Consider the following 21,457-nt stretch of genomic DNA (forward strand, 5'->3'; position numbering starts at 1 on the left):
AGTTATAATATTATAATAAAAAAGCCGGCATAACAGCCGGCTTTAAATCCAAGGATAATAGATTTATCCTTTAATTTTTTTATTCTTGAATTTTTCAAAATCGCTTTCCTTAACTTCTTTAGGCCAAGCGTTATTAGACGTATCAACATCTGCAGTTTCTAAATCTGGATCTACAGTGATTGAAATAATTTCTTTATCACTAGCTATTGCTCTTGTTACTTCCTTGTCATTCAGCCTCCAAATCTGAGCTGGAAAAGTTACTTTTTCCTTAGTACCATCGGCATACTCATATTCTACAATTAAAGGCATAACTAAACCACCAGGTTTATTGTAAGTCACTTGATAAAAATACTTAGGTGATGCTTTTAAGTTCTTTCTTTCTTCAGGTGTGAAGTTATCCATCAGGTATTCTTTTACTGTAGACACTTCTTCAATTGCAGTTTTTGATTTCATTGCTTCATCATAACCTTCTTCTCCTTCAGGAATAAAATATACTAACGCATCAGGATCTAAATTATAACGTTCTGCTATTTTCTTACCATTTTCATTAGGAACATCTGTTACAACGAACTTTTTTACTTCTTTAACACCTATATCTGTGTAGTCTGTTGTATAGAACCAACCTCTCCAAAACCAATCTAAATCAAAAGCAGAAGCATCTTCCATTGTACGGAAAAAGTCCTCAGGTGTTGGGTGTTTAAACATCCAACGATTCGCATATTCTTTAAATGCATAATCAAACAACTCTCGTCCCATTATGGTTTCTCTTAAGATATTTAAACCTGTTGCAGGTTTACCATAAGCATTATTGCCAAATTGATAGGTATTTAATCCTTTACTCATAATTGGTGCAATATAATCTTGGTCACCTCCCATGTATCTTACAATTTTTCTTGCTGGCCCACGTCTAGACGGATACGTCTCATCATTTGGAGATAAAGCATCTGGGTACCATTTACCAAAATCTTGCTCCGCTATATACTGTAAAAATGTATCTAAACCTTCATCCATCCATGTCCACTGACGTTCATCACTGTTAACGATCATTGGAAAGAAGTTATGACCAACTTCGTGTATGATAACACTCATCATACCGTATTTTGTTCTGTCAGAATAGTTCCCATCCTTATCAGGTCTACCATAATTCCAGCAAATCATAGGATATTCCATTCCTTGGCTTTTAGCATGTACGGAAATTGCTTTGTGATAAGGGTAATCAAATGTCATACGAGAATAAGACTTTAATGTACTTGCAACAGCCTTAGTTGACCATTCTTCCCATAAAGGATTTCCTTCTTTTGGATATAAAGACACCGCCATTACATCTCTTTCTCCAAGCTTTACAGCCATCATATCCCAGATAAATTTTCTTGAAGATGTAAAACCAAAGTCTCTAACCATTTTAGCAGATAACCTCCAAGTTTTTGTCTTTTTACTTCTTGATTTTTCAGCTTTTTCTGCTTCTTCTTGTGTTACTATGACTACTGGCTCATCGTAAGACTTTAAGGCCTTTTTGTAGCGCTTCATCATCTGCTTTGAGAACACTTCTTCTCTATTTGTTAAAACACCAGTACCATCTAAGATGTGATCTGCAGGTACTGTAATATTAACATCAAAATTTCCGAATGGAAGGGCAAACTCGTCTCTTCCCCAGAATTGAGAATTTTGCCAACCTTCAACATCGTTATATACAGCCATACGTGGGTAGAACTGCGCTATAACATATGCTCTATTGTCGTCTTCAGGAAAATATTCATATCCCGATCTTCCACCTTGATTAACGTGATCATTAATATTATACCACCATTTAATTTGAAAAGAAAACTGATCACCAGTTTTCATAGCTTCAGGCAATTCTATTCGCATCATTGTGCGATTTACCATGAATTTTAAATCTTTACCATTACCATCCTTTACATGTTCTATATTAAAACCACCATCAAAACGTGGTTTTAAATATGTATTTGTTACTGTTGAAGGAAATGCAGCAGGTCCAACACCCGAGCCATTTATTAATGGTGACTTAGAATCTTTGGCACGTACATTCTGATCTAGCTGTACCCACAGATATGTTAAAACATCTGGTGAATTATTGGTATATGTGATTGTTTCATCACCATAAAGCCTTGCCTTTTCATCATCAAGCACGATATCCATTTTATAATCTGCTTGTTGCTGATAATATGCCGGACCTGGAGCCCCAGAACCCGTTCTAAACATATTTGGCGTCGCAAATTCGTCGTATAACTGCTTGAATTTGTTTTCATTGGTATGACCTGGTTTACGTTCTTCCTTCGTATCTTCTTGAGCGTAAGCACCCAAAGAAACCAGCATCAATACGAATAAAAAATTCTTTAAAATTTTCATAATTGAATTTGTGTTAAAAAAAATGATGTCGAAAATAGAAAAATTACTGTTCTAAAAAAGTGTTTTTAATCAAAGTTTAACACGCAGTTATCTTTTCCAGGTAATAAAATGAAGCTCTTATTTTTTCCTTTAAGCTTAAATCTAACAATATTTTGTTGCTCTGGAATTACATCAAACAGAATCTTATTAGTGATGTCTAATGATTTTATATCGCTAATACCCGCAATTTCTAAATAACAATACGCGATATCATCAATATACTCTTTCCCTATGTAATTAAACTGTTTTTCGTTTCCGTTTACATTGACTATTAACTTTTTAGACAAATACCTTTGAACATAGTCATCGACCATCATAGGCTCATCGTTACCTTCTAAAGTCACAGTTTCATCATATCGAGTTCTTATTAACTCTTCCAAATCATCGATAAATATTTGACTAATAATTTGAAGCGATTTTTCCTTTTCAGAATATTCAACTACAGTAACACTGACAAAATAGTCATGTAAACCTGCAGAGGCCACAAGAATTGGAAAAATTACTAATGATACTAGAAATAAACGGAATCTCATTTTTAGTTTTTTAATGGTTAGTTCCAAAAAGTATTCCAAAATTAATCTTTTTCAACAGACTTCCTATTTTCTCTATATGCTACTAACTTTTGCTGGAGAAATTCTAACAACTCTATTTGATTATTTGTAGTACAAAGTGCTAGAAATTTAGAATCCTCTTGGCAGAACATAAAATATTCATTGCGAAGATTTAATGCCAACGAATCTTTTTCAAAAAGAATTGACTCATAATTCTCTCTTAGATTAGTGATACACTCATCCTTTTTATCAAGGTTAACAACTGCTCTAAGTTTCTTTGTTCTACCACTAATTCTATTTAACAGCTTGTGAAGATTAACCCCACCACCAAACCCTATAAAACCCCAAGAACCTGCATCTGCATCATGTAGCTTTCTTTCATTTTGAGTAAGCGGTAAATTGGTGTTACCTGGTATGCCGAGATCATAAAAATTCACTTCGGTTTCTGCATCAGAATTTTGTAAGTCAGATTCTAAACTCCCTGTTAAAAATAGCCCTACCATCACAGTATCTAAAGCTGTAATGCGCTCTTCGAGATAGATTGATAGCACTCCTAAGTCTTCTTGTTGCTTGGTAATTACAACCTCTTTATTTTGATACTTTAAACCAGAAACAACAAGTGTATCATAAGACTTTGCAATAATGGTAAAACTTCCATCAATATCCGAAATGGCATATTTTGAAGCGGTGGCATTAAGTATATGAATGCCCTCTACTTCATCTTTTGCTATGAGTTTTCCTTTAAGCTCTTTTCTTTGAGCTTCTGCAGATAAAACAAAAAACGAAATTGAAACAAATAGAAGCCCTTTAATCTTCTTCACTCTTTTTATTTAGGTAAGTTTTACTGAGTTGAGTAATACGCTCTAACAGCTGCATTTCTTTATCCTTGTCTAATAAGGCCTCTTCTACTCCTTCTTTCTCTATATATTCTATAAAGGCTTCAACTTCATTTAGTGGTATATCAAAATTGACATGGATGTAATTGTAACTATATTTATCTAAGGCTTCCTTAAAAGGTGTTTTCTTTATCTTTTCAGTCGCCTCGCTATCATCACTATGATCGATATCCACTACTTGATTCACTATAAAACCTGCTAAGTTCACTACATTAAGCATATTATCTACTCGTCTATTATTGTCATTAAAGGCAATATTCTCATTAACACGAGTATTAAAATCTGCCGAAAAATCAAAATCTTCAAGATGATCTAAGCCATAATAAACATCATCTAAACTCACATTATAAGTTCTTACATTTTGTAGATCTGCATTGATATTTCCTGTAAGCCCAAAAGGCAAAAGAACAACCTCATCTAATTTATTAACTTCTTCAACCAATATTACTGTAAGCTGTTTAGACTTTAATACATCTTCTGTAATAGTTACTTTAAAGTCTTGAAACTGCAATGAACTAAATTCTATAATATCATTTTTAATAACCTCTATTTTAAATTCACCATTTTCATCAGTAACAGTGCCTTTATTTGATGAAGTGTTATATACAGCAACACCTTCTTTTTCATTGTTTGAAACAGAAATACGACCATTAACAGTAATACGATCAACTTCTTGCGCGAAAATGGTTACTGTAAAAAGACAATAAAAAAAGAGTAATGTATGTTTCATACTTAGTTTTTAGTTTTATAAAGTTCGCCTATAATCTTCAATTCTCATAAAATTATCCTAATAAATGTTTGTTAAATTCGTTCAACAAAACAAATTGATAGGCTTTTACTATTTTTAATCACTGAAACAAACATTATAGCTTTGAGATCTTTAATTATAGCAAGTACTTCTACGATACACGGGAGTGATTATTTAGAATATTTATTAGATGAATTATCTATACACTTTAAATCATGTGAAGAGATTTTATTTATTCCATATGCTAGACCCGGAGGAATTACACACAATGAGTATACCGAAAAAGCCTCAGAAGCTTTTAAGAAAATAGGAAAATCACTTAAAGGCATTCATGAATTTGAAGACCCTAAAAAAGCAATCTATGACGCCAAGGGAATTTTTGTTGGAGGTGGCAATACCTTTGTATTAGTCAATCAATTGTACAAAAACGATATCCTAACAGCAATCAAATCGGTTGTAGAAAATGGAACCCCTTATTTGGGAACAAGTGCTGGCAGTAATATTTGTGGACTTACAATGAATACAACTAATGATATGCCAATTGTATATCCGCCGAGTTTTAAGACTATCGGCTTTGTGCCTTTTAATATAAACCCGCATTATTTAGATCCAAACCCTGACAGTACGCATATGGGTGAAACACGAGAAACTAGAATTAAAGAATTCCATGCTTATAATACGCCACCAGTAATTGGATTGAGAGAAGGTAGTTGGATTTCTGTTGAAAACAACAACATATCCTTAAAAGGCATTTATAAGGCAAGAATATTTGAACATAATAAAGACCCATACGAAATATCTACAGAAGCTGATTTAAGTTTTTTAACCTAAAATCACAGTGTTTTAAAAAAATGGTAACCCTTCAAAATAAAACCTTCGTTATAATAAAACTTATGTGACGGATAGTTTTGCACATAAGTATTTAATTCTATTGATTCGCATCCCTTGCTTTTACAATAATTATAAATCCATTCCATAAAAGCTTTTCCTAATCCTTGACCTCTATGCTCAGGTTTTATAAACACATGATCTAATTCAACAGATTTACCTGAGTAATGTCTAGTACAAAACCATAAGCCGCTAACACCTACTATCGCTTCATCCTTTTTAATAACAACACATTCGTAATTCTGATTTTTCATTTCAGCAAAACGACTTCTTAAGATTGGTTTACTAATGTTACCTTCATTAAGTTCATAGACTAAAGGAAGAATCAAATCTAATTGATTATTAGATAATATTTGAAATTGGCAATTCATGTCATAAAAGTAAATAATTACATTCTTTAGCGCATCTTTTCCACTTACAATCTCAAGTCAAATTATTTATTAGAAATGACTTTTCTTCATTTATTGTGTCAAACTTTTGTAACTTAAACACACTAACACATTCAATATGAGAAGAGGAAGGAGAGGAAATTTTAAAACCCGACTATTCATTGGCGCAGCAATAGTGATATTTGCTTTAGTCCGTAATTGGAGTCAAAGGGAAGAAAACCCATATACAGGAAGAGTTCAAGCCATTTCATTATCGCCGGATCAGGAAATTGCTATTGGTCTTCAAAGCGCACCTCAAATGGCTCAACAACATGGCGGATTGCATCCACGTAATGACTATCAAGCCTTAATTGATAATGTTGGCAACAAATTGGTACAAAGCAGTATTGCGAAAAATACTCCATACAAATACGAATTTCATCTTTTAGCAGATGACAGAACAATCAATGCTTTTGCGTTACCTGGCGGACAAATATTTATTACATATGCACTCTTCTCTAAACTTGAAAACGAAGATCAATTAGCAGGAGTCCTAGGTCACGAAATTGGTCATGTACTCGGTAAACATTCTAATGAACGTATCACAGATTCTCAAAAATGGAAGACGATTGTTATGGGAGCTGGAGCCATAGATATGGGACAGGTTGCCCAGCAATATGGTCATGGTCAATTATTACAAAACGGTAGAGATGATGAACTTGAGAGTGATGAGTTAGGTGTACATTTTTTGATAGAAGCCGGTTACAACCCTGAAGAAATGATAGGAGTAATGAAAATTTTAAAAGAGGCTGCTGGTCCAAACCGAATTTCAGAGTTTTAAAGCACACATCCCGATCCTGAAAATCGTATTGAAAAAATTAGAGAAGCTATTCGTAAATACAAAAAAGCGTCTTAATTATTAAGACGCTTTTTAACTAACTAACTCAAATAATTGTCTAAATTCTAGACTATTTCTTTTTAAAACGTTTCAAAAACTGTGCCGCTTCTGTTGCCTTTGTTTTTTCTGCATGAATTAATGCGGTGTAACCTAAATCACATGGTGTATGAATCTCCGAACCTGCAGTAATTAAAACTTTAATTAATTCTACGCGATTGTACTTCGCCGCATAATGAATTGGCAGCATGCCATTAGATTTTTTGTTAATATCGACTCCTTGTCTAATGTAAGTTTTAACCAGTTCAATATCGCCAGTTGCAACTGCTTTGCATAATGGGCTAATTTTTACAACCTTATTCGATACCTCAAAAGTGTTTGATGGCATAATTTCATTAGAAGCATTTACGTTGGGAATTGATAACCCTAATGCTAAGGCGACGATTAATGATGTTTTTTTCATGATGAAAGATTTTAAATTAATTGATTGTTTTTCGATTATGCTTAATAGACGATATTAAACAGTAATTGTTACACCATATAAATTCTAATAACACTTATTTAACATTTTGAAAACAAATCTGTTAAGGTTTTCTAAATTTTAATAGTACAAGGAATACAGCACTTAAAGTAATTGACGAAAATGATAACTCTTTAAATTTTTCAATCTTAGAATTATGTTATCATTTAGTATATACTATATTTGAATATCAAATAATTTAGGACCATGAATAAGAAGGTTATTTTAATGATTTTAGACGGTTGGGGTAAATCTCCAGACCCGAAAGTTTCTGCTATTGACAATGCGCAAACACCATTTATAGATTCATTATATACAAAGTTTCCAAATGCCAGTTTAAGAACTGATGGACTTCATGTTGGTTTACCTGAAGGCCAGATGGGAAATAGTGAAGTAGGTCATATGAATCTTGGTGCTGGTAGAATAGTATATCAAGACTTAGTTAAGATTAACCTTGCTGTAGAAAATAAGACACTTCAAGAGGAACAAGTCTTAATAAATGCCTTTACTTATGCAAAGGAGAATAAAAAAAATGTTCATCTTTTAGGATTAGTTAGTGATGGTGGTGTACATTCTCACATTAATCACCTTTTTGGACTCATTGATGCTGCAAAAGCATTTGGCTTAGAGGATGTGTTTGTTCATGCGTTTACAGACGGTAGAGACGTAGATCCAAAATCTGGATATGGTTTCATTTCTAGTTTAGAAGATCACCTAGAAAAATCAACTGGAAAACTCGCATCTGTTACCGGGAGATACTATGCTATGGATAGAGACAAAAGATGGGAACGTGTTAAACTTGCATATGACGCTGTTGTAAATGGTAAAGGTACAAGCACATCTAATATTCTTAAGTCAATAGAAAAAAGCTACGAAGAAAATATTACTGACGAGTTTATTAAACCTCTTGTAGTAGTAGACAAAGACAATAATCCGATAGGAAACATTGAAGCTGATGATGTTATCATTTTCTTTAACTTTAGAACAGATAGAGGTCGTCAATTAACACAAGCCCTATCTCAAGAAGATTTTCATGAACAAAATATGCATAAACTTAATTTGCATTATGTAACCATGACAAATTATGATGATAGTTTTTCTGGCATAAATGTTATTTTCAATAAAGAAAACCTCACTCAAACGCTAGGTGAAGTATTAGCTAAGAATAACAAAAAGCAAATCAGAATTGCAGAAACTGAAAAATATCCGCATGTTACATTCTTCTTTTCTGGTGGACAAGAGGAACCTTTTGAAGGTGAGACTCGGATCCTAAGAAACTCACCAAAAGTCGCAACATATGACCTAAAACCAGAAATGAGTGCTTATGAATTGCGAGATGCATTGGTCCCAGAATTACAAAAAGAAGACGTTGACTTTGTTTGTCTAAATTTTGCTAATGGTGATATGGTTGGACATACAGGTGTAATGGAAGCAGCTATAAAGGCATGTGAAGCTGTTGACAAATGTGTTGAAGATGTTGTATCTACTGCATTAGAACATAATTATACTACCATTCTTATTGCTGATCATGGCAATTGTGAAACCATGGTTAATCCAGATGGAACACCACATACTGCTCATACTACAAATCCTGTGCCTATTATTTTGATTGATAAGGATTTAAAAGAAATTAATGATGGTATATTGGGAGATATTGCGCCTACAGTAATAAACTTATTAGGAGTAGAACAACCAGAAGCCATGACACGCAGTTCTCTTATTTAAAGATGAATTAACAATTAATTAATTATAGCATAAGTCATAATTAATTAATTTGATTACCTTTAGTATAATTAGCTATTATACTACGTGGGATTTCCCTCTTTAATTCGTTTGTCTGAAAATAGTCTTTCAAAAAGGTATTTTCTTATGCCAGCTATGCTATTTGTTTTTTTCTTAGCATTCAATTGGCTATACCGAGATATTAAAAATAACTCATTCAGTGATTATAGTAGTGAACAATTACTTTTAGCTCAAACGGCTTCACTTGGTGTATCCTCTTTCATTGACAATTATATATCTAATTTAAGTTTTGTAGTTAAAGATGAGGATATAGTTTCTTTCTCTGACAAGGGTAAATTATCAATGCAACAGTTTTATGAGACTCATAAAAACGACCTTAATGCCATAACACGAGTTGACGCCAACGGAACAATTCTGTATACTTATCCTTATGTTAAGTCTGCAATAGGTAGTGATATCTCGCAACAAGAACATGTTAAAAAAATTCATGCGACCAAAAAACCTGTAATCAGTAATATTTTTAAAAGTGTTCAAGGATATTATGCGATAGGTATTCATGTGCCTATATTCAAGCAAGAAGAATTTGTCGGAAGTATGGCCATTCTTATACCTGTTGATAAAATTGGTGAAATTTTTCTAGGTCAAATCAAGCAAAACAAAAGAATTAATGCCTCACTTATAACTGATAATTATACTGTCATATACTGTACAGACAAATCACATATAGGAAAAACTTACCTCGTAACGTCAGAATTTGATGACAAAGCTGTTGAATTATTAAATTTTATTGAAGCCAATAATAGCGGAATAGAACAAGCAGTTGACAATCATTATAATAATATAGAAACAGACGTTGATGATACTTTTGTTGCTTTTGATCCTGTGCCTATTCAATCCTCAAAATGGACGGTTTTAATTACATTTCAAAAGAGCAATGTCTCAGCGTTACTTTTAAAGTATAGAAATAGACTGTTAGTTATTTTTACTCTTTTATTCATTGGTCTTATATTTTATCTAAGATCTTTTACAAAAGCTCAAAATATTTTAAAAGAAGAAGTTAAACGGAAAAGAGCTGAAACACTTCTTAAAGAGAGCAATGATAGATTCAATAGCTTCATGGATAACACACCTATGTATGCTTATATTAAGGATAGTAAACTTAATCATATCTATGAAAACAAGAAAGTCTTAGAATTAAGATCTCAACATAATGCGGATAATCCAGATGGACAGAAGCTCTTTGCAGATGAGGTTTACACTAGACTGCACGCCGCTAATGAACAAATCCTTAAAGGAAAAAAAGACTACATTGAGTTAGAATTTAAAACAAAAATCAATGGTGAAACCTTATGGTTAAGAGACCTAAAATTCAAAATCAATCTTGCTGAAGACAAAATTGGAGTTGCCGGCGCTACTTTCGACGTAACTAGAATTAAAAATTATGAGTCGGAACTGGAAGAGCATAAGTTTAACCTTGAAAAATTAGTTAAGAACAGAACTAAAGATTTAGAATCAGCAAATAAAAAGTTAGAAAATCTAAATCAAGAACTTGTAGACCAAAAAGAAGAATTAGAAACGACTTTAGAATCTCTAAAAGAAGCCCAAACCAGACTGGTTCAATCCGAGAAAATGGCCTCATTAGGTATACTTACTGCTGGTATTTCTCATGAAATCAACAACCCACTACACTACCTGTCTGGTGCACATTTTGGCTTACAAAGTTACCTCGAAAAGTATGGCAGTCAGGATAAAGAAAAAACAGACTTGCTTTTATCAAGTATACAAATAACTATAGATAGAATTTCTTCAATTGTTAAGGGCCTTAATGAATTTAGTAAGGAGTCTACTGATTTTAATGAAGATTGCAATATTCATTCGATTATAGATAATTGTTTAACTGTGATGCACAATGAGCATTTATTCAAAATAGATATTACAAGAGAATATTCAAAGGACATAATATCAATTAATGGTAATAAAAGTAAATTGCACCAAGCTTTTTTTAATGTCCTTCTGAACGCATTACAATCCATTAATGATAAAGGACGTATTACAATTAATACAAGTCTTGAAAAATCTTATGCAATTATAGAAGTAACTGACAATGGTACCGGCATAAGTGAGAGTGATTTACCAAAAGTCACAGATCCTTTTTTTACCACCAAACATCCTGGACAAGGAACAGGCTTGGGTTTATCAATTACTTATTCAATCATAAAAGACCACAAAGGAGACTTAATATTTGAATCTAAAATTGGTATTGGGACGAAAGTAACTATTAAATTACCATTAGGAAATTAATTATGAGTGATAAGCCAAAAATATTATATGTTGATGATGAAAAAATCAACCTAATGCTCTTCAAGTATAACTTTAAAAACAATTATACAGTACTAACCGCATTAAACGGAAAAATAGGACTTGAGGTGCTTGAGTCAAATCCAGATATAATGGTCATAATTTGTGATATGAAAATGCCTGTGATGAACGGTTATGATTTTATTACAAAGGCCAAAACAGTGTACCCTGATAAAAAATTCTTTATGTTATCTGGTTATAATATTACAGATGAGATTGAAAAAGCAGTGGATGAAGGTATTATTCTAAAATATTTCACAAAGCCATTTGATATTCAATCCATGCATGATGCTATTGAAAAAGTAATCGACATTCCTTGATAAACGACTTAAAAGTTAGCATGCACATAGAAATCCATAAACAGTTTACATTATTTTTTATTGTAAGTTTGCCTTCTAAAATAAACCTATGAATTTTTTAGATAAACTTGTTATTGCCGTTGATTTTGACGGTACAATTGTAGAAGATGCTTATCCAAAAATTGGCAAAACGAGAATATTTGCCTTCGAAACGTTAAAACGTCTGCAAGATGATGGACATAGACTTATTTTATGGACGTATAGAAATGGCGTAAAACTTCAAGAAGCTGTAGATTTTTGCAAGGATAATGGTATAGAATTCTACGCTGTAAATTGCAGTTTCCCTGAAGAAAAATTTGATTACAGTAGAAGTCGTAAAATACATGCTGATATTTTTATTGATGATCGTAATATAGGTGGTATTCTTGGATGGGGAGAAATCTACCAAATGATTACAAACGAGATACCGGATATTAAAAAACCTAAAAAAAAATGGTGGCAATTTTAAATACCACCATTACGTCTAGAGTAAGTTAAAATAGGACCTATCTATTTCTTCCCTATGATCAGGATGAGCAATATCAACTAATGCTTTAACACGATCCTTTATTGTTTTCCCAAACAAATTAGCTATTCCATATTCGGTAACTACATAATGCACGTGTGCTCTAGTTGTTACAACCCCTGCACCAGGTTTTAATGCTGGGACTATTCTACTAACACCTTTTCTAGTGGCAGAAGGTAATGCAATAATGGCTCTACCGTCTTCACTTAACGAAGCACCACGAATAAAATCCATCTGACCACCAACTCCAGAGTACATACTAGAACCTATAGAATCGGCACAAACTTGACCCGTTACATCTACTTCAATGGCAGAGTTGATTGCTACCATTCTTGGATTTTGTTTAATATATGCAACGTTATTAGTATAATGAGATGCCCGCATCTCTACAAATGGGTTATCATCCACATAGTCATACAGTCTCTTAGAACCAATTAAAAAGGTTGTTAACGCTCTACCTCTATTAATGGTCTTAAAGTTACCATTAATCACGTCGCTTAATATTAAATCAATAACGCCATCGGAAAACATTTCGGTATGTAAACCAAGATCTTTATGATTTGTTAACCGCGATAATACTGCGTTAGGAATATTACCAATACCCATTTGCAAGGTACTTCTATCCTCGATTAAACTTGCCACATAATCCCCTATTTTACTTTCAATTTCTGATGGTTCAGATGAAAGGAGCTTTGGTAACTCATCATCACATTCAACAAAATAATCTATTTCAGTAATATGAATAATACCAGCACCATGAGTACGAGGCATGTTTTTGTTGACCTGAGCGATGACTGTTTTAGCATTGTCAATAGCCGCTAAAGTAGCTTCAACAGAAACACCTAGAGAACAATATCCATGTCTATCTGGCACAGAAACATGAATTAAAACAATATCTAATTCTATGATATTCTTCTGAAAAAGTGTAGGTAACTCACTTAAAAAAACTGGAGTGTACGAGCCATTTCCAGCTTTTAAAGTGTGCCTTACATTTCTACCAATAAAAAACGAATTGACATGAAAACTCTCTTTGAGTTCCGGATTCGCATAAGGTGCATCACCTTCAACATGCAAATGACAAATCTCAACATTTCTTAATTCTTCATGCCTTGCTGTCATTGCCTCTATTAATTTTTGAGGTGCAGCAGCAGCAGCTTGTATATAAACGCGATCATTTGATTTTATAACCTTTACCGCTTCTTCTGCACTTACTATTTTATACATCATTGTCTAAAATTTATAATACAAACTTACCTCACTTACAGCAAAAAAAAACTGTCATTTATCATAAACCCGAAAAAAATTAATCCTAATAATTAGCTATCTTTGCGCTTCAATAATGATCACATGATTATAGCCAAAACGAAAGAAGAAATTGAATTAATGCGCCAAAGCGCGCTGATCGTATCTAAAACCTTAGGCATGCTGGCCAAAGAGGTTAAAGAAGGTGTTACAACCAATCATTTAGACACCATTGCAGAAGAATTTATTAGAGATCATGGCGCATTACCTGGTTTTAAAGGATTATACGATTGCCCTTCTACGTTATTGTGCAGTGTAAACGAGGCCGTTGTTCATGGTTTGCCGACTAACAAACCTTTAGAAGATGGTGATATTGTATCTATTGATTGTGGTGCATTAATGAATGATTTCTATGGTGATCATGCTTATACTTTTGAAATCGGAAATGTGGATGAGGCTACTAAAAAACTCATTCGAGTGACTAAAGAATCACTATATGTAGGGATAAATCAACTACGTATCGGTAATAGAGTTGGTGATGTTGGTTATGCCATTCAACAATATTGTGAGGCAGAAGGTTATGGTGTGGTTAGAGAATTGGTTGGGCATGGATTAGGCAGAAAAATGCACGAAGATCCTGAGATGCCAAACTATGGAAGACGAGGCAGAGGAAAGAAGTTTATTGAAGGTATGGTGGTAGCCATTGAGCCAATGATAAATATGGGGACACATCGCGTCAAACAATTAAAAGACGGCTGGACCATAGTGACACAAGATGGTAAACCTAGTGTTCATTTTGAACACGATATTGCTATAGTTGATGGTAAACCAGAAATTCTTTCAACCTTTGGATATGTCCATGAAGCTCTTGGCATTGAGAGTAATGAAGAAGACTCGTTCAGACAAAAAGCACTAGTATTATAATGGATTTAAATCTATTTAATGATATTGAATCTAAGGAAATCATTAAAGGTTTTCATGGTCGCTTTGTTCATATGGAAGGTTTTACCTTCGCTTATTGGGAAGTTGATGCTGGATCTGAAATTCCAGTTCACCACCACATACACGAACAGCTGATGCAAGTTCTGGAAGGAGAATTTGAATTTAATGTTAATGGCTATAATAAAGTATATACCAAAGGTATGATTGTTAAAATACCTTCTAATATACCTCATGGTGGAAAAGCGCTGACTGCTTGTAAGTTGACTGATATTTTTTGTCCGGCACGAGAAGAATACAAATAACAACTCATTGAAAGCACTTTTCAAATTTTTCCTCAATCTTATTCCAAGACCTTTATTGATTAGGTTAAGTTATGTAGTTCGTCCAATCTTAGCTTTATTCTTAAAAGGATCAAAATACATTGATCCCATAGACGGAAAAGGGTTTAGAACATTTTTACCTTATGGCTATGTGAAACAGCGTCCTAATATTTTATCACCTTCAACCCTATCACTTGAGCGTCACCGTTTGTTATGGTTATACCTAAAATATGAAACCAACTTCTTTGAAGAACAATTAGAAGTATTGCATTTTGCTCCAGAGCAATGTTTTTTAAAACGGTTTAGAAGCTTAAAAAACATAACACTTACTACCACAGATTTAGAATCACCTATAGCAGATGTAAAAGCAGATATTTGCAACTTACCGTTTGAGGATAACAGTTATGACGTTATTCTCTGTAATCATGTTCTTGAACATATCTCTGATGACACAAAGGCCATGCAAGAATTATATCGCGTTATGAAACCGAATGGATGGGGGATTTTTCAAATTCCTCAAGATTTAAATAGAATAACAACCTTTGAGGATGATACCATAACAGATAAAAATGAGCGCGCTAAAATCTTTGGCCAGTATGATCATGTGAGAATATATGGTCGGGATTATTTTGAAAAACTAAGAAGTATAGGGTTTAAAGTTGAAGAAATAGATTACACTGCCATGCTTTCTGAAACAGATATTGATAAATACAGATTGGCTAAAGGTGAAATTATTCCTTTGGTAAGGAAATAATTAACCCGATATTGATAGAATAAACGCTTTAATTTTATCCTGAGACATTGCTTTTACCTTAGTTTTGTTTTTACTGTAAAAGTTTGAAAAATAAAAGTCAGTCCATTCGACATCATCAGTAACATTAAGCATTATCATAACAAAACTCTCATCATCATATTGAAACACATATAATCCGGTAGAATTGTAAAACACTGCTCTATCTAATTCTTCACTAGCCTCTTTTTGATAGGTATATGTCCCTGGCATACATTGTTTACAAGATGCAATGAGCAATAATTTGGCGTCATTATACTGACCGTATTCAAATATTTTTGCCTGCACACCGCGCTCTGCTTCCATTAAAAAATAGATACCATTAATTTCCTGGCTTGGTGTAGCACTTTGTGCATAAAAAGCAAGAGAGGAAAGACATAAGCTTAAATTTATAATAAGGTTTTTCATAGTTGAGTTTTTTTAAATATTAATAAAGTAAGAATCGCATAAAAAGAAGCAATGGACTCTTCTAGTCTATATTTTTTAATGTACTTCATTGGCACAAAACAATCAGGCCAATAAGACAATGGCTTAATCGTGAGTTAAAATTAATCTTTAATAATTCTTTTGATTATTACCTCATTATTAGAACCAACAATTTTAACAAGGTACATACCAGAATTTAAGCTTGAAACATTAAGATGGGTAGTTGCTTCAGCCGTTAGTACTTTTTTCCCTAATAAGGTATAGATTTCAATAGCTTCATATGTATTATTAGATTCTATATTGAGAAAAGTATGTACAGGATTTGGATAAATATTGATGTCATCAGATATATTAATATCACTTATAGACAAACTGCAATTAACACTATAATTTGCACTTACATCCTTAAACCAATCCGCTGTAGGTGGTGTAAAACTAGCGTCTATTTGTATGCAAGACAAAGAGGGATTTGATGTAAAATCAGCATAAAGAATACCCGCATTGTTTCCATTGGCCATATTTACACTAGATAATGCGCTATTTGAGAATAGATCTACTTCTTCTAATGCTGCATTGTTGCTCAAATCTATTGCTGTGAGTTGTGTATCATTAATGTCGAGAATTTTTAGGTTTGAATTATTGCTTAAATCTATTGGATCAGAAAAATTAGTGTTTCCATAAATAACTAATTGTTCTAATAGCGAATTCTGCGAAAGATTTATACCTGTAAAATTATTACCTCCAATATATAGTTCTTTGAGATTAAGGTTTTGTGATACTGATAATGTTGAAAGATTATTATTGTTAACATTAAGTATAGATAATCCTGTATTTTGTGATATATCTAAAGTACTCAAACTATTATTTGAAGCATAAATGTTTTGTAATACTGTATTTTGAGAGACATCTAAAGTACCGATATTGTTACTTGTAACATTAAGTTCAATTAAGGCAGTGTTTTGAGATATGTCAATGGTGGTTAGGCTATTGCCCAGAAGGTTAACTTCTGTTAAGTTTGAATTTTGAGTAAGATTTAAATTTGAGAGTTGATTTACTCTTAAAGTTAATTCCTCTAACTGAGAGAGACCTGTTAAATCAATAGTTGATAATTGATTATTGTCTAGCTTTAGAATTCTTAAACTTGAATTATTAGCAAATGTTACTGAATTTAAAGAACCAGAGGCAATGTTTACTGTTTCGAGATTAGATAAACCGGAAAAGTCTATACTAGATGCTAGCATAAAATCTGCTTTAAACGCAACTAAACCAGCCAATGCCGAAATGTCAACGCTTGTGAATAGATTGTTTGATATATCTAAATCTACTATACTCGTAAAGGTTTCTAAACCTGTTAAATCGTTAATTGACTGAAGATTTAAATCTAACTTACCAGAGTAAGCGTTGGCCTCTGAACATTGTATTTCACCATCTCCATTAGTATCAATAACACCAATATTTGTACCTGTGATAGTTGTACCATGATTTAACAAGGCTGTTTTCAGGTTTGCATCAGGGATATTTACCGTACATGATGGTGTGTAAGACCAGATAGTGTTGTTATTTCTGTCTGAAACATAAAATGTAACGCCCACTTTCTCTACATCGGTTGTTAAATTGAAGCCTGTAGCGATAGTTTGTGGAGTATCGTTAACAATAGATTTTGATACAGATCTCAACTCACCAAAAAAGCTATCGGTATAATATATCAAATCATTTTCAATTTCTAAACCAAACACCTCGTTACCAAGATTATTTATTGTAGTGACAGAAAAATTAAAATTTGACACATCAACGCGCAATAACTCGCCTGTTCTTTTTAAAATATAGATATCAGTGCCATCAGCCTTTATCCCAGTTATGTCACCATTTCCTAAACCATTTGCAATAAAAAAACTATCTGATGCGTTGTCATAAACCAACAATACTTGCAGACCTGGAACACCATTAAGCACATCTGCCGTAACATAAATTGTTCCGTTAACAATAGTAATGTGATCTGGATTAACACCATCAAAGAAATTATTACCTAAAAACGTCTGGGTAGAGGTGCTTAAATCCCATCTAACAACGAGATCTAAATTATCATCTGGATAGTATAAAACATTATTTTCAATTACGAAACCATCAGAAAAACCAGGACTACTGCTAACAACTGTGTTGTCGGTGTTTTGAGGTAGATTGTCCCAAACTCTAATTTCGACATTTTCTCTTACATAAAGTGAGCCATTACTTTCGTAAAGTGATCTAGGTGCCGTAGACAAATTGTCAAAAACTGTCACCTGTGCAGTAACACAGAAACTGAATAAACATAAAATGTATAGTAGATTTATTTTCATAATGAATTGAGTTTAAAATTGAAACAAAAATGCCTCTGTATTGAGGCATTGAAATGTGTTTCTTTCTGAAAGTGATTTATTTTTTTCTGAATCGTTACTGTTTTATGAAACGTTTTGTGAAACTGCCATTATCAGAGCTTACCTTAATAAAATATGCACCCGATTTTAATTTAGCCACATCAACAGTCTGAGTGTTCTTTACTGAAATCATCTCTTTTCCTAAAACAGAGTAAATCTCAATGCTATTAGGTGCATAATTTGAATCTATATTTAGAATATCATGTACTGGATTTGGGAAAATTTTAGCTTCAATTCTATTAAACTGGTCAATGGATAAATTACAATTAGAATTAAAACTTGCTGTTGCATCAGCCAGCCAAACTCCACTGCTCGAGACAAAAGGTGTAAAGCCATTATCAACTTGAATGCAAGCTAAATTCGGATTAAAAAAGAAATTAGCTAATGAAATATTCGCATTATTACCATTAGCCACATTACAACTAGATAGATTGTTCGAATCTAACCTAATGGTAAACAAATTTGAATTAGTCGATAAATCAATATTAGTGAGTTGATTATTTTGTAAATAAACCTCAAATAGCTGAGGTAGGCTTGAAGTATCTATCGATGTTAATTGATTACCTCCAAGTTCTAATTGTGTTAATAAAGGATTATTAAGACTAATACTACTAAGTTGTCCGTTATTAAATAAAATAGTTTCTAAATTAGGGTTGTTAGTTAAATCTAAAGACGTAATAGGGTTATTTGATAATTGAAGAAATATGAGATTAGGTAAATTAGAAACATCAATACTGGTGAGTTGATTATCGGATAATCTAACTTCAACTAAGCTTGTATTTTGACTTAAATCTACCGATGTAAGCGCATTGCTTGCTGCAGAAAAAGCACCTAAACTCGTAAATGCCTCTATACCTGTTAAATCAGTTATACCAAGACCAATTGCATTAAAACTTCCACTAAAAGATGTTGCCTCACTTATTTGTATTTCTGTATCACCATTTGTATTAATTGAAGAGTTTCCTAATAAATAGGATTTAAAATTTACATCCGGAATGTTGACATTCTGTGCAATTAAAAACATGTTTGTAAGTAAGAAAAAGTTAAAAAGTAATTTTGTTTTCATTGTTGTTAAAATTTATATTTCGAAAACAAAAATGCCTCTGAAACGAGGCATTTTATAAGGTTTCTTTCCGAAAAGAATCTATTTTTTTCTAAACAGAAAAAATCTCAGTTCATCCATTTAAAGCTTTGTAATTATCTTTAGAGGTTATGTCAATGTAAGGACTTTATGTAATTTACTAATTCCTCGTACCGTCCTTTTTCTGTTTCAGATTTCAATACAATATCGGGTATCGTTTTTACTTCCTCATTTGAACTGCCATCTGGGTTTAAACCCATTTCACTGATGTAACGAACCACAATACCACTATTTGGAAGCGTTAGCAATAAAGGGTCTGTGCCTACTCCATCTCCACCTGTAATCTTTCCTACAACCTTACCAAATTTTGTAGCTTTAAAAAAATAAGCTAAGGACTCCGAACTTGAATAAACAACCTCATCGACCAATAGATAGATTTTCCCATTATATTGTTTTGCAGTTTTTTCTGGTGATATTTCTACAAAATCTTTCTTCATAAAGTAGTTATCATGCTTTAATTCTTGCGGTAAGTTAGGAAGCGAAAACTGATCTATTGAAATGGTGTTTTCAAAATAGCTGGGTTTAAACGATTTTAATCTTTTAGAATTTTTAAATCCATAAATGATAGAATAATTGATGGTGTCTTTGATTAAATAAGGAATCATATGATCTGACCAATAGCGAGTATCGCCTCCTGTATTTCCTTGTATATCTATGATTAAATTCTTGTAATTGTGTGCTTTACTAAAACAGCTTTTCAAATTATCCATATCATTTTCTATTAAATCATAACTAAATGATCTCACCTTAATAAAGGCAATAGACAATGAATCATTATATGAATAACTCAAGTTTTCGTCGGATACTAAAGAATGTGATTCATTTGATTCTGCATTAGATGATTCGCTTTTGGCAGATTCTAATAATTGAGTCCAATACTCTACTTGATCAAAAGTTGTCTTCTCTAATTCAGTGACATATGCTTTTAATTGTGGTCGATGTACCAACATATTTTTATAGCCATCATAAAAATACTTGTAGTATGTTGTTGGGAGTAAATCCGTATGACCATTATTTAACTGATTAAGAATATCTTCAAGAACTCTTATAAATTCTTCATCGTTTTTAGTTTGTTTAATCTTATCTAAAAATTCACTTCGTTTAGCCAACCAATCTATTCCATGATTTCTTTTGTTAACCCCAAAGTATGGATAGGTATTTCCCAATTCTGTAAACAAATAATTAAAGTCTGCTATCTTTTCATTTATAGATAATTCTTGGATTTGCGAATAACCAGTTACTTTTATTAAGAGTGTTATTATTATTGATATAATGGTGTTTTTTGATGGTGTCATTATTTAAAGTTTTGTTTAAAATAAAAATGTCTCGATATCGAGACATTTTTGATAATTAATTTCTAAATGTTTTATATTCTACTTTTAAAATCTTTTTAAGATGTTAAGCTTTATTTGATTGTGATGAGATATTCAATAACTCTGAATACTACAAAGAGTCCAAAAGCTATAACTATCTTTATTGGTTTCTTTATTTTGGATTGTTTATTGGTTGTTGATAATACCAATATTTTAATACTCTTTATTAATATGTCTTTGTTGAACCATAATATAAGAACTATTAAAACTTGATATAATATGGCAGCTTTTAGTACACCTGCATGAACGCCAAAGTATATATCTTGAAAGATTACATTTATAAGAATAGCTGTCGTAAAAAAGCAACCTATAAGACGTGTAGGCTTAAAAAGTATCAAGAGTCCACCAATTATTTCAAATATGCCCAAAGTAATTGCAAAAGGTTTAGAATAGCCATAAAAAGCCCACATCAACTCCATTCCAGTCATGTCTTTGACCATTTTCTCTGTTTCTGCAGCACCTTGAAACTGAAATAGTTTCGCAAAACCATAAATAAACATCGCCATAACAACAAGCCAACTAAAAGCCATTTCTATAATCTCTATGTGATCTTTTCTTTTCAAACTCAAATT

20 protein-coding genes and 1 pseudogene are annotated in these 21,457 nt (G+C 32.5%); 9 read left to right on the plus strand and 12 right to left on the minus strand.

Annotation, left to right across the window (positions count from 1 at the left end; translation table 11 throughout):
* Positions 1-63: 63 nt before the first annotated feature.
* From HRU50_RS08865 to HRU50_RS08880, 4 genes are all read right to left on the minus strand, one after another.
* Complete coding sequence (locus HRU50_RS08865) at positions 64-2,367, minus strand: M1 family aminopeptidase (RefSeq protein ID WP_296350336.1); 2,304 nt, start codon at positions 2,365-2,367, stop codon at positions 64-66.
* 65 nt (positions 2,368-2,432) lie between these two features.
* Positions 2,433-2,939, minus strand: a complete 507-nt coding sequence (locus HRU50_RS08870) for a DUF6702 family protein (RefSeq protein ID WP_296350339.1) — start codon at positions 2,937-2,939, stop codon at positions 2,433-2,435.
* A 41-nt stretch (positions 2,940-2,980) separates the two neighbouring features.
* Positions 2,981-3,778, minus strand: a complete 798-nt coding sequence (locus tag HRU50_RS08875) for a hypothetical protein (protein WP_296350340.1) — start codon at positions 3,776-3,778, stop codon at positions 2,981-2,983.
* Positions 3,765-4,583: a carboxypeptidase-like regulatory domain-containing protein gene (locus HRU50_RS08880; RefSeq protein ID WP_296350342.1), complete on the minus strand. Its 819-nt coding sequence runs from the start codon at positions 4,581-4,583 to the stop codon at positions 3,765-3,767. Before HRU50_RS08880 ends, HRU50_RS08875 begins: the two co-directional genes overlap by 14 nt.
* Before the next feature lie 141 nt (positions 4,584-4,724).
* On the opposite strand from HRU50_RS08880, the gene pepE reads away from it, so the two are divergent.
* Entirely contained in the window at positions 4,725-5,432 is a 708-nt protein-coding gene (pepE, locus tag HRU50_RS08885; RefSeq protein ID WP_296350344.1) for a dipeptidase PepE, read from the plus strand.
* 2 nt (positions 5,433-5,434) lie between these two features.
* Here pepE and HRU50_RS08890 read toward each other — a convergent pair whose 3' ends face one another.
* Entirely contained in the window at positions 5,435-5,860 is a 426-nt protein-coding gene (locus HRU50_RS08890) for a GNAT family N-acetyltransferase (protein WP_296350346.1), read from the minus strand.
* A gap of 136 nt (positions 5,861-5,996) precedes the next feature.
* Between HRU50_RS08890 and HRU50_RS08895 the strand changes: the two are divergent.
* A pseudogene (locus HRU50_RS08895) lies at positions 5,997-6,773 on the plus strand (M48 family metalloprotease).
* A gap of 52 nt (positions 6,774-6,825) precedes the next feature.
* Here the strand turns inward: HRU50_RS08895 and HRU50_RS08900 are convergent.
* On the minus strand, positions 6,826-7,215 hold the full coding sequence (locus tag HRU50_RS08900) for an ankyrin repeat domain-containing protein (protein ID WP_296350348.1): 390 nt from the start codon (positions 7,213-7,215) through the stop codon (positions 6,826-6,828).
* A 264-nt stretch (positions 7,216-7,479) separates the two neighbouring features.
* On the opposite strand from HRU50_RS08900, the gene gpmI reads away from it, so the two are divergent.
* The 4 genes from gpmI to HRU50_RS08920 all read left to right on the plus strand — a co-directional run bounded on the left by gpmI (position 7,480) and on the right by HRU50_RS08920 (position 12,180).
* Entirely contained in the window at positions 7,480-8,997 is a 1,518-nt protein-coding gene (gene gpmI / locus HRU50_RS08905) for a 2,3-bisphosphoglycerate-independent phosphoglycerate mutase (protein ID WP_296350349.1), read from the plus strand.
* A 144-nt stretch (positions 8,998-9,141) separates the two neighbouring features.
* Entirely contained in the window at positions 9,142-11,316 is a 2,175-nt protein-coding gene (locus tag HRU50_RS08910) for an ATP-binding protein (RefSeq protein WP_296350351.1), read from the plus strand.
* Between the two features lie 2 nt (positions 11,317-11,318).
* Positions 11,319-11,693: a response regulator gene (locus HRU50_RS08915; RefSeq protein ID WP_296350353.1), complete on the plus strand. Its 375-nt coding sequence runs from the start codon at positions 11,319-11,321 to the stop codon at positions 11,691-11,693.
* Positions 11,694-11,781: 88 nt separating this feature from the next.
* Positions 11,782-12,180 carry a BT0820 family HAD-type phosphatase gene (locus HRU50_RS08920; protein ID WP_296350355.1) on the plus strand — a complete coding sequence of 133 codons (399 nt, stop codon included), beginning with the start codon at positions 11,782-11,784 and terminating at the stop codon, positions 12,178-12,180.
* Positions 12,181-12,195: 15 nt separating this feature from the next.
* On the opposite strand, the gene HRU50_RS08925 is transcribed toward HRU50_RS08920, so the two are convergent.
* Positions 12,196-13,461 carry an acetyl-CoA hydrolase/transferase C-terminal domain-containing protein gene (locus HRU50_RS08925; RefSeq protein WP_296350874.1) on the minus strand — a complete coding sequence of 422 codons (1,266 nt, stop codon included), beginning with the start codon at positions 13,459-13,461 and terminating at the stop codon, positions 12,196-12,198.
* Between the two features lie 123 nt (positions 13,462-13,584).
* On the opposite strand from HRU50_RS08925, the gene map reads away from it, so the two are divergent.
* From map to HRU50_RS08940, 3 genes are read left to right on the plus strand one after another with little or no spacing between them, the layout of a single operon-like run.
* Positions 13,585-14,403 carry a type I methionyl aminopeptidase gene (gene map, locus HRU50_RS08930; protein ID WP_296350358.1) on the plus strand — a complete coding sequence of 273 codons (819 nt, stop codon included), beginning with the start codon at positions 13,585-13,587 and terminating at the stop codon, positions 14,401-14,403.
* On the plus strand, positions 14,403-14,723 hold the full coding sequence (locus HRU50_RS08935) for a cupin domain-containing protein (protein ID WP_296350360.1): 321 nt from the start codon (positions 14,403-14,405) through the stop codon (positions 14,721-14,723). Before map ends, HRU50_RS08935 begins: the two co-directional genes overlap by 1 nt.
* A gap of 7 nt (positions 14,724-14,730) precedes the next feature.
* Positions 14,731-15,495: a class I SAM-dependent methyltransferase gene (locus HRU50_RS08940; protein ID WP_296350362.1), complete on the plus strand. Its 765-nt coding sequence runs from the start codon at positions 14,731-14,733 to the stop codon at positions 15,493-15,495.
* Here the strand turns inward: HRU50_RS08940 and HRU50_RS08945 are convergent, their stop codons facing one another.
* The 5 genes from HRU50_RS08945 to HRU50_RS08965 all read right to left on the minus strand — a co-directional run bounded on the left by HRU50_RS08945 (position 15,496) and on the right by HRU50_RS08965 (position 21,448).
* The gene (locus HRU50_RS08945; RefSeq protein ID WP_296350363.1) at positions 15,496-15,939 is read right to left on the minus strand and encodes a hypothetical protein; all 444 of its coding nucleotides are present in this window, start codon (positions 15,937-15,939) and stop codon (positions 15,496-15,498) included. It abuts the gene before it with no gap.
* Positions 15,940-16,079: 140 nt separating this feature from the next.
* Positions 16,080-18,293, minus strand: coding sequence for a leucine-rich repeat domain-containing protein (locus HRU50_RS08950; protein WP_296350366.1), 2,214 nt, complete (start codon positions 18,291-18,293; stop codon positions 16,080-16,082).
* 94 nt (positions 18,294-18,387) lie between these two features.
* Positions 18,388-19,437 carry a T9SS type A sorting domain-containing protein gene (locus HRU50_RS08955; RefSeq protein ID WP_296350368.1) on the minus strand — a complete coding sequence of 350 codons (1,050 nt, stop codon included), beginning with the start codon at positions 19,435-19,437 and terminating at the stop codon, positions 18,388-18,390.
* Between the two features lie 149 nt (positions 19,438-19,586).
* Complete coding sequence (locus tag HRU50_RS08960; protein ID WP_296350370.1) at positions 19,587-20,807, minus strand: S41 family peptidase; 1,221 nt, start codon at positions 20,805-20,807, stop codon at positions 19,587-19,589.
* 110 nt (positions 20,808-20,917) lie between these two features.
* Positions 20,918-21,448, minus strand: coding sequence for a MauE/DoxX family redox-associated membrane protein (locus HRU50_RS08965; protein ID WP_296350371.1), 531 nt, complete (start codon positions 21,446-21,448; stop codon positions 20,918-20,920).
* Between the last annotated feature and the right edge of the window lie 9 nt (positions 21,449-21,457).

The sequence above is a fragment of the Winogradskyella sp. genome (assembly GCF_013213835.1).
In the GTDB taxonomy this organism is placed as follows: domain Bacteria; phylum Bacteroidota; class Bacteroidia; order Flavobacteriales; family Flavobacteriaceae; genus Winogradskyella.

Bases quoted from the DNA above. Each gene is read 5' to 3' on its own strand.
- HRU50_RS08880 (WP_296350342.1), bottom strand. From the start codon at position 4,583: ATGAAACATACATTACTCTTTTTTTATTGTCTTTTTACAGTAACCATT.
- HRU50_RS08865 (WP_296350336.1), bottom strand. From the start codon at position 2,367: ATGAAAATTTTAAAGAATTTTTTATTCGTATTGATGCTGGTTTCTTTG.
- map (WP_296350358.1), top strand. From the start codon at position 13,585: ATGATTATAGCCAAAACGAAAGAAGAAATTGAATTAATGCGCCAAAGC.
- HRU50_RS08920 (WP_296350355.1), top strand. From the start codon at position 11,782: ATGAATTTTTTAGATAAACTTGTTATTGCCGTTGATTTTGACGGTACA.
- HRU50_RS08925 (WP_296350874.1), bottom strand. From the start codon at position 13,461: ATGTATAAAATAGTAAGTGCAGAAGAAGCGGTAAAGGTTATAAAATCA.
- gpmI (WP_296350349.1), top strand. From the start codon at position 7,480: ATGAATAAGAAGGTTATTTTAATGATTTTAGACGGTTGGGGTAAATCT.
- HRU50_RS08870 (WP_296350339.1), bottom strand. From the start codon at position 2,939: ATGAGATTCCGTTTATTTCTAGTATCATTAGTAATTTTTCCAATTCTT.
- HRU50_RS08950 (WP_296350366.1), bottom strand. From the start codon at position 18,293: ATGAAAATAAATCTACTATACATTTTATGTTTATTCAGTTTCTGTGTT.
- HRU50_RS08960 (WP_296350370.1), bottom strand. From the start codon at position 20,807: ATGACACCATCAAAAAACACCATTATATCAATAATAATAACACTCTTA.
- HRU50_RS08900 (WP_296350348.1), bottom strand. From the start codon at position 7,215: ATGAAAAAAACATCATTAATCGTCGCCTTAGCATTAGGGTTATCAATT.
- HRU50_RS08945 (WP_296350363.1), bottom strand. From the start codon at position 15,939: ATGAAAAACCTTATTATAAATTTAAGCTTATGTCTTTCCTCTCTTGCT.
- HRU50_RS08910 (WP_296350351.1), top strand. From the start codon at position 9,142: ATGCCAGCTATGCTATTTGTTTTTTTCTTAGCATTCAATTGGCTATAC.
- HRU50_RS08915 (WP_296350353.1), top strand. From the start codon at position 11,319: ATGAGTGATAAGCCAAAAATATTATATGTTGATGATGAAAAAATCAAC.
- HRU50_RS08890 (WP_296350346.1), bottom strand. From the start codon at position 5,860: ATGAATTGCCAATTTCAAATATTATCTAATAATCAATTAGATTTGATT.
- HRU50_RS08935 (WP_296350360.1), top strand. From the start codon at position 14,403: ATGGATTTAAATCTATTTAATGATATTGAATCTAAGGAAATCATTAAA.
- HRU50_RS08955 (WP_296350368.1), bottom strand. From the start codon at position 19,437: ATGAAAACAAAATTACTTTTTAACTTTTTCTTACTTACAAACATGTTT.